The sequence below is a fragment of the Streptomyces sp. LBL genome (assembly GCF_029893585.1).
Lineage (GTDB): Bacteria > Actinomycetota > Actinomycetes > Streptomycetales > Streptomycetaceae > Streptomyces.
In genome coordinates this window covers 317,658-332,659 of the sequence record NZ_JARXYX010000003.1, presented here as the reverse complement: position 1 = coordinate 332,659, position 15,002 = coordinate 317,658, and the positions used below count along the sequence as shown (strand labels likewise).

Genomic DNA, 15,002 nt, shown 5'->3' with positions numbered 1-15,002 from the left:
ACCGCCGGGGAGCGAGGTCAGTAGGCGGGTGCCGTACCGAGGTACTGCTCGGCGAAGGCCGACGCCGCGGCGGGGGAGGTGAACAGGCGCCGCAGCCGGGCGAAGGTGGTGCCCGCGCGGTACGCGTCGCCCGACGAGGTGCCGTGGTACACCTCCGAGAGCCACTGCGAGAACTCCTGGTAGTCCCACACGCGCCGCAGACACGCCTCGGAATAGCCGTCGAGGCCGGTCTCGTCGCCCTTCGTGAGGTACGCGACCAGCGCGTCGCCGAGCAGGAAGGCGTCGTGCAGGGCGAGGTTCATGCCCTTCGCCGCGATGGGCGCGGTGAGGTGGGCGGCGTCCCCGGCGAGGAAGAGCCGGCCGAACACCATGGGTTCCACGACGTAGCTGTGCATGTCGAGGACGCGCTTCTCGATCAGCGGTCCCTCGATCAGCGGACCGGTGCCGGACGCCGCGAGCCGTTGCTGGAGCTCGGACCAGACCCGTTCGTGGGACCAGTTCTCCGGCTCGTCGCCGGGCGGGCACTCCAGGTAGTAGCGGGTCACCTCGGGGCTGCGGGCCATGTGTCCGGCGAAACCGTTCGGGTGGATGCCGAACACCACGCAGTCGTTGGACGGGGGCGCCTCGGCCAGCAGCGCCAGCCAGCCGACGCCGTAGTCGTGCCGGATGATGTGCGCGTCCTCGGGGAGGACGGTGCGGGTCACGCCGCGTGCCCCGTCGCAGCCCGCGACGAAACCGCATGCGACAGCGACGCGTTGTCCTGTCTCCGCGTCGAGGTACGACACCGAGGGATGGTCCGTGTCCAGGTCGTGCACCTGGACGTCCTGGACGCCGAACCGAATCTCCCCGCCGCGCACGTCCGCGTACTCACGCACCAGGTCCGTCACCAGCAACGGCTGTGGATAGACGAAATGGTGAGCGCCCGTCAGTTCGCCGTACGAGAACCGGAAGCGCTCCCCGCCGAACCGGAACTCGCAGTCGGTGTGCGGCTGCGCACGCTCCAACAGGGTGTCGGCGAGCCCGCGTTGCTGAAGACCGCGCACGGCCCACTCCTCGATGACTCCCGCCCGGGGCCGCTGTTCGATGAACTCGCGCGTCTCCGTCTCGAGGACGAGGCACTCGACGGAGGCGGCCCGCAGGATGGTGCCGATGGTGAGCCCGGCGGGACCGGCACCCACGACGACGACCGGAAAGCGTTGCGGAGCACCGGAGTCGGGGGAGGAGGCCGTAGAGGTCACCCGAGCATTATGCCGGTGCCTCCGAGGGGGCGGGGAACGTCCGGAGGCCTCGGCGGAGGCGCTCGCGACCGTTGGTGTTCACCGGACGGTCGCTGTCGTCATCGCGGTGGGAGCGGGCGGGCGGGCGCGGAGGCGAGCAGTGACGCACTCCGCATACGGTGACCCGTACACCAGCTTTACCGGCCAGGACCTCCGCATGCGGAAGCGCTCAGCCCAGGCGGGGGATCTCGATGGCGGGGCAGCGGTCCATCACCATCTCCAGGCCGGCCTCCCGGGTGCGGTCGAACGCGGCCTCGTCCACGACGCCGAGCTGGAACCAGACGGCACCGGCGCCCTTCGCCGCCGCCTCGGAGGCGACCGCTCCGGCGAGGTCGCTGTTCACGAACACGTCGACGACGTCCACGTCGAAGGGAATGTCCGCGAGCGAGGCGTATCCCTGCTCGCCGTGCACGGTCTCCGCCTTGGGGTGGACCGGCACGACCCGCTTGCCGTAGCGCTGCAGCACCTCGGCCACGCCGTACGCGGCGCGCCGCCGGTTCGACGACAGGCCGACCACGGCCCAGGTGTCACCCAGGTCGGTGAGGATCTTGCGGACCGTTGCGTCGTCGCCATACACCGGGGGCTCCTCGGGCTGTTCGCGGACTGCCTGGCGTACGGAGCAACAGCGCGCGGTGGCCGGTGATTCCCCGTCGGGACCGCCCGTGATCCCCGTCGGGACGGCCGGTGATCCCGTCGGGACGGCCGGTGATCCCCGCCGGGGTGGCCGACCGGAGCCGGTCCGATCCGAGCCGGATGGAACCTGTGTTCGGTTCAGCGGTGGCGCGGTGCTGTCCGCCCGCCTACGCTCAGCCCGTGCTGCGCATCATCGACGCCCGGACCGGCGAACCGGTCGACCCCGCTCCCGCCCGCCGTGGCCTGACCCGGGTCGAGGCCCACGTCACGGGCAACGACACGACGGCTCTACGGGTGCTGCTCGTCGCCGACGTCCTCGTCCGTGTCCTGGAAATGGGCGGCACACCGGTCTGGCCGCTGCTGAGCAGCCCGGGGCAGCAACCGAGCCTCGGGGCGGGCGCCGCGGCCCTGGGCATTCGGCCGTTCGAGGACAGCGGGAACACCGGGGACACCGGGAACACCGGGGACACCGGGAACACCGGGGACACCGGGGTGGGACTGAGGGTGGCCCAGGTGATCCGTGTGGGCGGTGAGGCCGAGGACGAGGGCGCGGACGAGAGTGAGGGCGAGGGCGCGGGCGAGTCCCTGCCGGGGAACGGGCCGGGAGCCGGGAGCGGGCCGCCGACCGGGATCAGCTCCGCGTCCGGCACCGCACTGGTTCCCGACGGCCGCCACACGTCCGGCGCCGCTCAGGCCGCCTCTCACGCCCCCGTCGGTGTCCACCTCGCCGTCGCCCCTGTCACCCTTGTCGCCCCCGTCGCCTTCGCTGACGGCGGGGTTCCGGAGGGCCCCGACGCCGCCGTCGTACGCCTGGCGCTGCTCTCCCGGCGCCGAAACGTGCCCGTGCCGCTGGACGCGGACGCCCTGGGGGACGCGGGGGACATGCTCGTACGGTGGCGGCGGGCGGTCGCCGGGTGGGCGCGGGAGCCGTCGCGGGCCATCCCCGAGGACGTGCGTGGAGAGCTGCGGGCCGCCTGGGAGGACGACCTGGACGTGCCCGGGGTGTTGCGGGTCCTGCGGCGGGTGGAGAGCTCGGACCTGCCCGAAGGGGCCCGCTTCGAGACGTACGCGTACGCCGACCGGCTGCTCGGTCTCGAACTCACCCGCGACGTGGGATCCCCGGCATGATCGCCCGCGCGGGAGCGGGCCCGCTGCGTCACCTGGTCGTGCTGCGGCACGCCAAGTCCGCCTGGCCCGACGGCGTCGCCGATCACGAACGCCCACTCGCACCGCGTGGCCGCCGGGACGCCCCCGCCGCGGGCCGTGTCCTCGCGGAGTCCGACCTGCTGCCGGACCTCGCCCTGTGCTCCACCGCCGTACGGGCCCGCCAGACCTGGGAGTCGGTCTCCGCGCAGTGGGGCACACCACCGCCGGTGCGTTTCGAAGCGGAGGTGTACGGGGCCGACGCAGCGGAGCTGCTGGGCGTCGTACAGGCCGTGCCCGCCGAGGTCGACACGCTGCTCCTGGTCGGGCACAACCCCGGGCTGGAGGAACTGGTCCTCGACCTGGCCGGGGACGGCCTCGACGACGCGCTGGACGAGATCCGCCTGAAGTTCCCGACCTCGGCGATCGCCGCCCTGGCCTGGCGCGGCACCGACTGGCGGGACCTGACTTGGGGGGCGGCCCTGCTGACCCGTGTGATCGTCCCGCGAGGGAAGAAGAAGAAGAAGTGATCCGGCCGACATGGACGCGCGGGCGGCGCTCCGGTCCGGTCCTGCTCGGCGGCGGGAGATCTCGCGGATGACCGGAACGACCACGTCGGACGTCAGATACGTCGCCACAGGTACCACCGGCACCACCGCGACGCCGGCAACCGCCTTGACGCCCGTCAGGAACACCGCCGCCGTGATCGTGCGGCGGGTGTCCAGGACACCGGCACCGCATCTGGGCCGACCGCGAGCCCGGCCGCTCCGCATAGGCTGGCCCGATGCAGGACGAGTACCGCACAGTGGCCCGCGCGGGCGTGCATGAGACCGAAGTCAACCGGTCCCGCTTCCGGTGCGCCCTCGCGCCGGTCGCCACCGAGCGGGAGGCCCAGGACTTCGTCGCCGGCGTCCGCAAGCAACACGCGGACGCCACGCACAACTGCTTCGCGTACGTCATCGGCGCCGACGCCTCGATCCAGAGGGCGAGCGACGACGGCGAACCCGGCGGCACCGCAGGCGTCCCCATGCTCCAGATGCTGCTGCGCCGCGACATGCGGTACGTCGTCGCCGTCGTCACCCGCTACTACGGCGGCGTCAAGCTGGGCGCGGGCGGCCTCATCAGGGCGTACGGCGGAGCCGTCGGCGAAGCGCTCGACACCCTCGGCTCGCTCACCCGCCGCCGGTTCCGCCTCGCCACGGTGACGGTGGACCACCAGCGGGCGGGCAAGATCCAGAACGATCTGCGGGCCACCGGACGCGAGGTGCGGGACGTGCGCTACGGCGAGGCGGTCACCCTCGAGATCGGGCTGCCGGACGCCGAGGTGGAGACGTTCCGGGCCTGGCTGGCCGACGCGACGGCCGGTACCGCCGCGTTCGAACTGGGCGGAGAGGCATACGGGGACGCGTCGCCGCGGGTGTGAAGCCGCAGGGGACATGGCCCGGCCGATTGTCGGGTGACCGGTGAGGCGTCGTGCACGGATCTCACGGTCCGTGCACGACGCCTTCTCCGGTCGCGCCGTCAGCCCTTGACGGGGCCGCCGTTGATGGCGACGCGCCGGCCGTAGCGAGCGTAGGGGTAGTAGTCGTACGTCGCGTGATGCTGAACGCAGCGGTTGTCCCAGAAGACGAGGGTGCCAGGGGTCCAGCGAACGCGGCAGTGCAGGATCGGCCTGCAGGCGATGGTGTCGAAGAGCATGTCGAGCAGGGCCTGGCTCTCCTGGGCGGAGAGCTGCGGGACGCGGCTGGTGTAGGCCTTGTTGACGTAGAGCAGCTTGCGGTCGGTCTCGGGATGCCGGGCGACGAGCGGGTGCTCGCTCTTGGGGATGACGTAGTCCGCGGGCGGGGTGTAACCCGCGAGGGCCTGGGCGCCGTCGTGTATGGCGGTGAGCGGGTCCAGCAGGGAGCGCATGGCAGGCGAGAGCATGTCGTAGGCGAGGTGCATGTTGGCGAAGAGGGTGTCGCCGCCGCAGCCCGGCTCGGGGATCTCGGTGATGTAGAGCATCGACCCCAGCGACGGTTCGGCGTCGGCGGTGCCGTCGGCGTGCCAGCCGTTGCCCGCCACGTTCGCCGCGGCCGGCGTCGTGCGGATCTCCAGGACGTACGGGTCCCCCTCGGGCGGCGGCGGGTTGACGGGACGCAGCTCGCCGAAGGCAGCGGCGAAACGCCTTTGGTCCTCGACGGTGATCGTCTGATTGCGGAAGACCAGGACGTGGTGATCGCGGAACGCGGTGCGTATCTCGTCCAGTTGCTCCGCCGGGATCTCCGTCGACAGGTCGACGCCTGAGACCTCCGCGCCCAGAACGGGGGTGATCCGTTCGACCGTGAGCGTCCGGTAGGGGTGCACGGGACGCGTGGTCACCGCTTCCAGTGCTTCGTGTTCGTATGTCTCCATGAACATCCTCCAGAGGGGGGTGGGTTACTCGAAGCAGGAGCCCGCGGTGACGACCGGGTCGTCCTGGCCGAGGGCGAAACCGGGTGTCCGGAACTCCTCGGTGTCCAGCGGGTCCGGCTCGGCGGCCGCGGGCGGCCGGAACGACCGGACGGGCAGGGACTGGCAGAGGTTCACCGGACGCGCTCCGATTCCGGCTCGCGGCGGGTCCGGGCACCGGCTGCCGGGTCCGCCAGCGTTGCCGTGATGGTCTCGGCCACCGTGTGCACATGAGGTGGCGCGACGATGCCGTAGTGGTCGGTGGGCAGGGACCGCCGTACGGCGGAGGGGGGCAGACAGGCACTCCACTGCCGGTCCGTCTCCTGCGGGTCGCCGGGTGCGGGCATACCCGTCGTGGGCTGTTCGGCCAGCCACAGGAACGTGGGGATGAGGGCGAGCGGCCGCACCCGGTGCTCGCCCAGGCTGCGCAGGTTCGCCCGGCAGCAGCGGGCCAGCCTTTCGGCGTACGCCTGCGCGTGTTCTGCCGACATCGATGAGACGCCGGTGCCGAGTTCGGCGGCGAACACCTTCTCGAGGTGGGTCTCGTCGTAGGCGGCGACCGGCGCGTCCGCCTGCGGCGGCGGGGGGTCCAGCAGGAAGAGCGCCTCCACCGGCTGCCCGGTCGACTCGGCCAGGCCGGCCATCTCCATGGCCACCCGGGCGCCGTAGGACCACCCGGCCAGGTGGAGCCGGTGGCCGGAGCCGCCGAAGTGGTCACGAAGTTCCGCGTCGTAGTGACGGGCGCGTTCGGCCAGTGACCACGCGGGCATCGCGGCGTCGTGGAGTGCCGGGTCGGCGATGAGGCACACGGTCGGTGCGGGTCCGAGCGCTGTCACCAGGGACCGGTAGGCCTGTATGTCTCCGCCCACGGGGTGCACCAGGCACAGGACAGCCGAGCCGGTTCCCTTCTGCCAGATGTCGAGGACGACCCGGGAGGCGGTGCTCCTGGCCGCCCTCGCGGTGGGCTCGGCGGTGGTGAGGGCCGCCTCGACGTGTTTGAGGATCTCGGTGAGGCTGACCCGGTGGCTGAAGGAGCCCAGGTCGAGTTCGACGCCGTGGTCGTCCTCGATCTGGGCGATCAGGCTGATCAGGGTCAGCGAGTCGGCGCCGAGGTCGTACAGGGAGTCGTCCGGGTCCAGTTCGTCCACGCCCAGCAGGTCCTGGATCACGCGGACCATGGCGTCGGCTGGTTCCGCGGCACTGTCCGGGTCCGAGGAACCCGCCTCGCCGTCCGTGCGGTGCGCCGGCCCGGACCACGAGGTGAGCGGTTCCGCCCGGTCGTCGTCGGCGGGGGCGTAGAAGGCGCGGGAGACATCGATGTCGGTGGTGGAGACGAGAAGCTGCGGCAGTTGCAGGGCCAGGGCTTGGGCGAAGACCGCCTTGCCTTCCTCGACCGTCAGACCGACCGCCAGGTGGGCCTGATGGCGGCTGTCCGTGTTCAGGACCCGGGTCGCCATTCCGGTCTCGCTCCAGATGTCCCAGTCGATGCCGATCCGGACGGTCGTCTCCGTCTCTCCGGCGCGGTGGTGGGCGAAGCCGTCCAGGAGGCTCGCGCCGGCCGCGTAGTCGCTCTGGCCGACGCCGCCGAGCAGGGCTGACATCGAGGAGCAGTAGACCGCGATCTCCGGACGGAAGGTCTCGATCAGGTGCTCCACGACGAGTGCGCCCTTCTCCCGGGCCGGGGCGGCGTCGCGCATCGCCGTGGCGTCGCGTCGTACGAGCAGCCCCCCGAATCCGAGGCCGGCCGCGTGGATCACGCCGTCCAGCCGCGGCGTGTGCTCGGCGACGGCCGCCGCCACTTCGTGCACGGGCATGGCCGCCAGATCCGCCGGGACGAGGCCGACGCGGTCGGCCCAGCGGGTCAGTTCCGCGGGCAGCCGCGGATTCCTCGACAGCAGCAGGACCCGGCCGCCGGTGTGCTCCAGCAGCCAGGCGGCGATGGCGCGGCCTATGCCACCCGTGCCGCCCAGTACCAGGTGGACGGTGTCCTCACCGGACGGTACAAGGGGCTCCGTGGCGGACGGCGCCGCCACGGGCGTGGTGCCCGGTCGCCACCAGTAGCCCTGCCGCAGCGCGAGCTGCCGGGGCAGAGCCGGGCCGCCCGGATGCCCGGCCCGGCGTGCTTCGGCGACGACCGAGGCCACGTGTCCGGCCCAGCGGGTGAGGTCGCCGTCGGGGAGGTCCAGCCAGTGGCCGTCCAGGGCAGCCTCCTGGGGGGCGACCTCGACCGGCCCCGCGAGGAGCGCCAGTTCGGGCCTGTCCACCGTCCCGGCCACGGGCCGGGCGCCGTACGACAGCCACCACACGCGCGGGGAGCCGGTCCGCCCCGACAGTGCCTGTGCCAGGGCCGCCGTGGTGTCCAGGCAGGCGTGGCGGGCGTGGTCCAGCGTTCCGGGACCGACCGGCCCCGTCACGTCCAGGGGCAGCGCGTGCACCCACTCCGTGTCGGCCAGGGGCGGGGTGTCGTCGGTGCCGTCCTCGGACAGCGCGTCGAACAGCAGGCGCAGGGACGCCGGGTCGGCCGGGTCGGCGTCGAAGACGTCGGGTCCCCTGCGGGCGAAGGTGCTGGACGGGTGCACCCGTACCACGCGTGACGCCACGGCCTGGAACGGCGCGAACGCTGCCTGTGGCGTGCTCTCGGAGGCCACGACGACCACGACGGACGCGCGGCCGGCCCGTGCGGTGGTGCCCGCAACGGCGGCGCGGCGCAGCCGGACCCAGTGCGGCTGGTGCAGCCAGTCGGCCTTCGGCAGCCGCCGGGGTTCCGCGGCCGGCTCGGGCGTGCGGTCGAAGTCGTACTCCGCGAGCGCGAAGGACGGGGGCGGGAAGTCCCAGGGCGCCGGGGCGGGGCCCGTCGGCCAGTCGACGGGTCGTCCGGCGGTCCAGTCCTCGGCGAGGTCGCGGGCCGTGCGGCCGACGGCGGAAACCGGCGCGGCGTCCGGGTCCGCGGTGCCGTGCGGGACCTCTCCCGCGGCCACCGCGCGCAGCCAGTGCGCGGCGGCGGCGGCGTCCGTGACGGGCGCCGCGGTCCGCAGCCGGCGGGCCGCGCGTCCGGTCTGCAGATGGCGCAGCACGGACTCGTAGAGCTCGGGCCGCAGGTGGAGGAAGTCGGCGATCCGGGCGGCGTCGGTGGCGAGGGCGCCCGCGCTGGAGGCGGACAGCACCAGGCACTCGGGTACCGCGCCGGCCTCGGCGGTGCCGGTCCCGGTGTCCTGTTCCACGTCCTGTTCCACGATGACATGGGCGTTGGTGCCGCCGATCCCGAAGCTGCTCACCGCGGCCACCCGTTCGCGTCCCCCGGGCCAGGGCGTGGCCTGGGCCGGGACGTAGAAGGGGGTGGGGTCGGGGCCGATCTCCGGGTTGAAGGCGCGGAAGTTGATGGTGGGCGGGACGCTCCCGTGGTGCACGGCGAGGACGGCGCGCACGAGGCCCACCACACCGGCGGCCGCGCCCATGTGGCCGAGCTGGCTCTTGACGGAGCTGAGCGCGCAGCGACCGGACTCGCTCACGTCGAACGCCTGGCGGAGCGCACCCACTTCGATCGGGTCGCCCAGCCGGGTACCGGTTCCGTGCGCCTCCACGTAGCCGAGGTCGGCTCCCGTGCGTCCGGCGCGGGCCAGGGCGGTCCGGATCACCTCGCGCTGCCCGGCCAGGGACGGCGCGGTGTAACTCATCTTCGCCGCGCCGTCGTTGTTGATCGCGGAGCCTGTGATGACGGCGTAGACGGTGTCGCCGTCGCGCCGTGCCTGCCGCAGCGGTTTGAGGACCACGACGCCGACGCCGCTCGCGCCGACCGTCCCGGTCGCGTCGTCGCTGAAGGGGCGGCAGTCGCCGTCCGCGGAGAAGATGTGCTGCGGGCGGTAGCGGTAGCCGCCGGTCAGTCCGGGGTCGACGAGCACTCCTGCGGCGAGCATCACCTCGGCCTCGCCCTGCCGGAGCAGGCCGGCCGCGAGGTGCACGGCGACCAGGGAACTGGAGCACGCCGTCTGGGCGCTGAAGGCGGGACCGGTCAGATCGAGGTGGTAAGCCACCTTGGTGGCCAGGAAGTCCTTCTCGTGGTGCAGGGCGAGTTGGAAGCCGTCGGGCAGCCGGCCGGGGTCCGCCTCGCGCAGCATGGACTGGAAGTAGGTGTTCTCCCCGGCACCGGCCACCAGGCCCACCCGCGCGGCCGACGTGTCCGCGACTCCGGCGTGTGCCAGTGCCTGCACGCAGGCCATCAGCAGGTGACGCTGCTGGGGGTCCATCAGGCGCGCTTCCTGAGGGCTGATGCCGAAGTGGCCCGGGTCGAAGTCGAGCATCCCGTCGAGCGTGCTGTGCGCGCCGATGACGCCCTCCGGGGCGTCGACACGGCGGATACCGGTGCCGCCGGAGACCACCAGGTCCCAGAAGGCCGCCAGGTCCGGGGCGCCGGGCACCCGCACCGCCATGCCGACGACCGCGATCGGTTCGCCGGGCTCCGGGGCCTCGCCGTCTTTCTCGGCCGGTGTGACAGGCCTCCGGGTGCCGGGGAGGTCGTCGGCGGCGAGGTGACGGGCCAGGGAGCGGACAGTGACGTACTCGAACAGGTCCGCGACGCTGAAGCGTAAACCGAGTGCCGTGGTGCAGCGCAGATGGAAGCGCATGAGAGCGAGACTGGAGGCACCCGCCTCGAAGAAGGTCTGGTCCGGTCCGATCGTCGCGCCGGTGACCTCCTCGAAGGCGGCGGTGAGCCGCTCCTCCTCGGCCGACAGCCCGGTGCGGGCCACCGACGAACGGCGTATCTCCTCGCCCGGTGCCCGAAGCGCCGCCTGCCGGTCCAGCTTGCCGCTGGGGGTGCGCGGCAGCGTCTCCAGTCTCCGGAAACGGTCCACGCGGACGTAGGAGGGCAGCAGAGCGGACAGATGCGCGGCCAGGTCGTCGGCGGACGGGGACCCGTCACGGACCTCCAGGCAGGCGGTCAGCCGGTCGCCGGCACGCGCGACGACGGCGTTGGCCACCGCCGGATGGCGGAGCAGGGCCGCTTCGACGGAGCCGAGTTCCAGCCGGTGCCCGCTCAGTTTGATCTGCTGGTCGTCGCGGCCCGCGTAGTGCAGCAGGCCCTCGCCGTCGAACCACGCCCGGTCGCCGCTGCGGTAGAACAGGCCCGCTCCGGGCACCTCGACGAAGCGGGTGTCGTCGAGAGCGGGTTCGTCGAGGTAGCAGCGGGTGGTCATGGTGCCGCCGATCAGCAGCTCTCCGGTGCACCGGGACGGGACCGGGTCGCCCTGGGCGTCCACCACGCGCAGGTCGGCGCCGGCCACCGGGCGTCCGATGGCGGGCCGCTCGGGCCACTGACCCGGGTCGCCCTCCAGGCACAGGGCACTGACCACATGGGTCTCGGTCGGCCCGTAGTGGTTGAACAGGCGGGCGCCGGGCAGTCCGGCGAACCAGCGACGGATGGTGTCGGTGCACACCAGTTGCTCGCCCGCGGTGACCACCTCGCGCAGCCGGGAGGGGAACCTGCCCAGCCGGACCGCGTACTCGGCGAGCAGTTGCAGGGCAACGTAGGGCATGAAGATCCGCTCGGTCCCCGCGGACTCCAGCCGCTCCAGAAGCGCGGGGGCGTCCTGGCGCCACTCGGGGCGTATGAGCTGGAGGCTGCCGCCGGTGCACAGCGTCCCGAAGATCTCCTGGAAGGACACGTCGAACGCCAGCATCGAGAACTGCTGGGTGGCCGCCGGAGCGGTCAGGCCGCCGGGGCCGGACTGCCACCGGATCAGGTCGCACAGCGTGCGGTCGAAGATCTGGACGCCCTTGGGGACACCGGTGGAACCGGAGGTGAACAGGGTGTACAGCGGTCGGGTGCCGTCGTGCGTGCGCTCTTCGTGCGTGCGCTCTTCGTGCGTGCGCCGGTCGCGCGTGCGCCCTTCGTACGGTGCGCTCGCGCCGTCGCCCTCCTGCGGCGCCGGGTCCGCCAGGACGACGAGGTGGCGCACCACGCCGTCCGGGAGCAGCGTGTCCAGCGCCGGTGCGCCGTCGTGCGTGACCAGGACGCACAGCGGGTCGACCCGTTCCAGGACGCGGTGCAGCACGTCGACCGGGTAGGAGGGGTCGAGGGGGACGGCGGTGACGTTCAGCCGCGCCAGCGCCAGCAGGGCCACCACGTGCTCGGCGGACGGGTCCAGGTACAGGGCCGCCCGGCAGGGGCTGCCGTCGGCAGGGACGGGGTAGCGGTCGGCCAGTTCCGCGGCGAGGGCCGCCGCGCGGGCGTCGAGCGCCGCGTAGCTCAGGGTGCTCCCGGCGGCCGTGATCACGGCGGGGGCGTCCGGGGTGCGGGCGACCTGCCGAGCGAAGCCCTCGGCGATCGTGGTGAAGCCCGCTTCCGGGACGGGTCCGCGCCCGTGTTCCGGCAGGGACCGCCGGTACGGCGCCACCAGCTCCCGCACGGTGGAGCGGCCACCGGACGCGAGCGCGTCCACGCCCCGCCGAAACAGCTCGGCCATCGCCTCGACGGCCTCGCCGGTGAACCGGTCCTCGGCGTACTCCCACAGCAGGTCGAGTCCGTCGGGGTGCTCGAGAACGGAGACCGTCATCGGGCACTTGGCCTCCGACGCGGCCCACCACAGGGGGCGCTGGACGCAGCCGGGCAGCCGCAGCCCCCCGAAGTCGGTGTTCTCCAGGACGAACAGGAGATCGAACGGGGTGCCGTCGCCGACGGCCTCCCAGCCGGTCAGGACGTCCGCGAGCGCCACGTCCTGGTGTCGCAGCACCTGCCCCGTGCCGGTCCCTGTGCGGGCGAGGTGCGAGCGCAGGTCCGCACCGGGCGCGACGGCCACAGGCAGCAGCACGGTGTTCGCCATCATGCCCACGCTGTCCTCGAACTCGCGTACCGGGCGGTTGGCGACCGGGGCGGCGACGCGCGGGTGGACCAGGCCGGTCACGCCGTACAGGCTCCAGGAGAACACGCTCAGCAGCACCTGGAAGCGGGTCAGCCCGAACTCGGCGCAGAGCCGGTCCACCTCGGCCCGGCGTACGACGTCGAGCGACGTGTGCAGCAGCCGCGCCCGCGGTGCCGGATCCGCGTCCTGGGCGGGCAGCGGTTCCTGGGGCTCCTCCAGGTCCTGGTAGTACGCCAGGAGTTCGTCGCGCTGCGCCTGGTAGGCCGCAGTCGCGAACCACTCGCTCTGCCAGGCCGCGAAGTCCAGTGGGTTCGGAGCCGGTGCCGTGTGCCGGCCGGTTTCGGCGTCGGCGTCGGTGGTCACGGCGTAGTCGGCGGACAGGTCCCGCAGCAGGATGCTCAGCGACCAGCCGTCGACGGCGATGTGGTGCAGGTGCAGCAGAAGCGTTCCGCCGCCGTTTCGGGGCAGCCAGCAGGCCCGGAGCATACGGGGGACGGCGAGGTCGAAGGGCTCGGCGAAGAAGGCGTCGGCGAAGGCGTGCGCTTCTTCCTCGTCCCATGCCTGCCGTGTGTCCGGCTCGTGCCAGGGATCGTACGGTTCGCCGACTGTCTGCCGGAGTCCCTGTGGCCCGAAGGCGAAGCCTGTCCGCAGTGCCGCGTGGCGTGCCACCAGGGCCCGCAGCGCCCGTCGGAGAGCGGCGGTGTCGACGGGCCCGTCCACGCGGAAGGCCTGGTTGACGGAGTACGCCCGGGAGCCCGGTGCGCGGCGCTGCAGCAGCCACAGCCGCTGCTGCTCGCTCGTGGCGGGCGCCGAGTGGGCACCGGCGACCACCGGTGCCGGACAGGCGCTTTCCTCGCCGGGGCCGGCCGTGGTGACGGCCTGGGCGATCGCGGCCAGGTCGCCGTGGAGGACGGCCGCCTGCGTCAGGTCGCAGCCCCACCGCTGCCGGACGGCGAAGCAGAACCGCAGGGCCTTCAACGAGTCGCCGCCGGCGGCGATCCACCGGTCACCGAGCCCGAGGCCGGTGGAACCAAGGATCTCCTCGGCCAGCTCCAGGACCTCGCGCTCCGTTTCCGTCGCGGCCCGTCCGTCGGAGGCGGCCGGCCGCCAGGGCCGGCCGGCCTGCCGCAGCAGCGCGGCCTGGTCGACCTTGCCGTTGGCGTTGAGCGGCAGCTCCCCCACGAGATGGATCTGGTGCGGGCGCATATAGGCGGGCAGGTGGGCTGCGAGGTGGCTGTCGAAGCTCTCGTAGGACAGCTCCTGTTGCAGGACGACGAATGCCAGCAACTCGTTCGGCGCCTCCTGGCCCGCGCGGCGTGTGCACACATAGGCCCGCCGGACCGCCGGGTGGGCGACAACGCGCCGCTCCACCTCGCCGGGCTCGATCCGGAAGCCGCGGACCTTGACCTGGCGGTCGGTTCGTCCGACGTACTCCACCCGGCCCTCGTCGTCGGCTCGAACGAGGTCACCGGTGCGGTAATACCGTTCCTCGCCGCCGTCGAGCCAGGCGAGCCGCACGAAGCGCCGCTCGGTCTCCTCGGGGAGGTTGCGGTACCCGACCGCAAGTCCGGCGCCGCTCAACAGGAGTTCGGCGACCTCACCGGTCGCGGCCACCCTCTCCAGGCCCGGCACGACCAGGACGGCATCGGTCTGCGGCAGGGGCCGGCCGATCGGCACCACGTCACTGTCGAAGTCCCGCGGGATGGGATGGCACAGGGCGAAGGTGGTGGACTCCGTCGGCCCGTAGATGTTGAACAGACGGGTGCCGCTGTCGGCGTTGTCCCGGTACCAGCGGCGCATCACTCGGGGGTTGAGCTGCTCACCGCCCACCAGAACCTCGCCGGCCGCGGCGAAGCAGTCCGGCACGGCCGTGACCATCGCGTTGAACAGCGCGGTCGTGATGAAGACGGTATCCACCCGCTCGTGCCGCAGTGCCGCGGCGAGCCGCTCGGGAGTCTGGGCGTCCCCGTCGCGCACGACCACGCAGCAGCCACCGGTCAGCAGGGGTACCCAGACCTCGAAGCTCAGCGCGTCGAACGCCGGATTCGCCAGAAAGGAATAGCGCAGGCCGGGCTCGACACGGATGTACCCGGGTCGTGCCAGCCGCATGACTCCGGCGTCACGGACCTCGACGCCTTTGGGCCGTCCGGTCGTTCCGGAGGTGTAGAACAGGAAGGACACCTCGCCGGCGGCGGGCGGCGCCTGCACGGGAGCCGCGGCATCCGGGAGTTCGGGCAGCAAGGTGTCGACGGCGAGCGCCTTCATGCCCTGCGGAAGCTCGGTGACGCTCTCGGGGGCGGCGTGCACCAGGGCGGCCGCTCCGGAATCCTGCAGGATGAAGCTGCGGCGTTCGGCGGGGCTCTGGGTGTCCAGCGGCACCACTTGGGCCCCCAGCCGCAGAATGCCCAGCATCACGCAGACCAGCCGCCACGAGCGCGGCAGCGCCACCGCCACGGCCTGCCCGGGAGTCACGCCCTGGCGGCCCAGCGCCTCGGCCACGGCGGCGGCCGCGGCGTTCAACGTCGCGTAGTCCAGCCGTACGTCGCCGTCGGCGACCGCGTCCGCCTGCGGTGAGCGCAGGGCCTGGCGGTGTATCTCGAAGGCGAGCCCGACCGGTGCGCTCAGGTCCTCGGCCACGTCGGCTGGGGAAGTTTCGACGCGC

Annotated in this window: 8 protein-coding genes; 3 read left to right on the top strand and 5 right to left on the bottom strand. The window is 72.8% G+C overall.

The features are described from left to right. Positions 1-17: 17 nt before the first annotated feature. A complete protein-coding gene (locus M2271_RS05385) occupies positions 18-1,238 on the bottom strand; it encodes a 4-hydroxybenzoate 3-monooxygenase (RefSeq protein ID WP_280885936.1) in 1,221 nt (406 codons plus the stop codon). Between the two features lie 208 nt (positions 1,239-1,446). Then, on the bottom strand, positions 1,447-1,854 hold the full coding sequence (locus tag M2271_RS05380; RefSeq protein ID WP_280885935.1) for a CoA-binding protein: 408 nt from the start codon (positions 1,852-1,854) through the stop codon (positions 1,447-1,449). A gap of 236 nt (positions 1,855-2,090) precedes the next feature. Here M2271_RS05380 and M2271_RS05375 point away from each other — a divergent pair, with 236 nt between their 5' ends. The 3 genes from M2271_RS05375 to M2271_RS05365 all read left to right on the top strand — a co-directional run bounded on the left by M2271_RS05375 (position 2,091) and on the right by M2271_RS05365 (position 4,476). Further along, a complete protein-coding gene (locus tag M2271_RS05375; RefSeq protein ID WP_280885934.1) occupies positions 2,091-3,038 on the top strand; it encodes a hypothetical protein in 948 nt (315 codons plus the stop codon). Further along, a complete protein-coding gene (locus M2271_RS05370; protein WP_280885933.1) occupies positions 3,035-3,583 on the top strand; it encodes a histidine phosphatase family protein in 549 nt (182 codons plus the stop codon). Before M2271_RS05375 ends, M2271_RS05370 begins: the two co-directional genes overlap by 4 nt. Positions 3,584-3,837: 254 nt before the next feature. After that, on the top strand, positions 3,838-4,476 hold the full coding sequence (locus tag M2271_RS05365) for a YigZ family protein (protein ID WP_280885932.1): 639 nt from the start codon (positions 3,838-3,840) through the stop codon (positions 4,474-4,476). A 98-nt stretch (positions 4,477-4,574) separates the two neighbouring features. Here the strand turns inward: M2271_RS05365 and M2271_RS05360 are convergent, their stop codons facing one another. From M2271_RS05360 to M2271_RS05350, 3 genes are read right to left on the bottom strand one after another with little or no spacing between them, the layout of a single operon-like run. Further along, positions 4,575-5,447 carry a TauD/TfdA family dioxygenase gene (locus tag M2271_RS05360; RefSeq protein ID WP_280885931.1) on the bottom strand — a complete coding sequence of 291 codons (873 nt, stop codon included), beginning with the start codon at positions 5,445-5,447 and terminating at the stop codon, positions 4,575-4,577. Positions 5,448-5,471: 24 nt separating this feature from the next. Continuing rightward, positions 5,472-5,621, bottom strand: coding sequence for a hypothetical protein (locus M2271_RS05355; protein WP_280885930.1), 150 nt, complete (start codon positions 5,619-5,621; stop codon positions 5,472-5,474). Beyond that, positions 5,618-14,977, bottom strand: coding sequence for an amino acid adenylation domain-containing protein (locus M2271_RS05350; RefSeq protein WP_348539143.1), 9,360 nt, complete (start codon positions 14,975-14,977; stop codon positions 5,618-5,620). The genes M2271_RS05355 and M2271_RS05350 overlap by 4 nt, the downstream gene beginning before the upstream one ends. Positions 14,978-15,002: the final 25 nt, after the last annotated feature.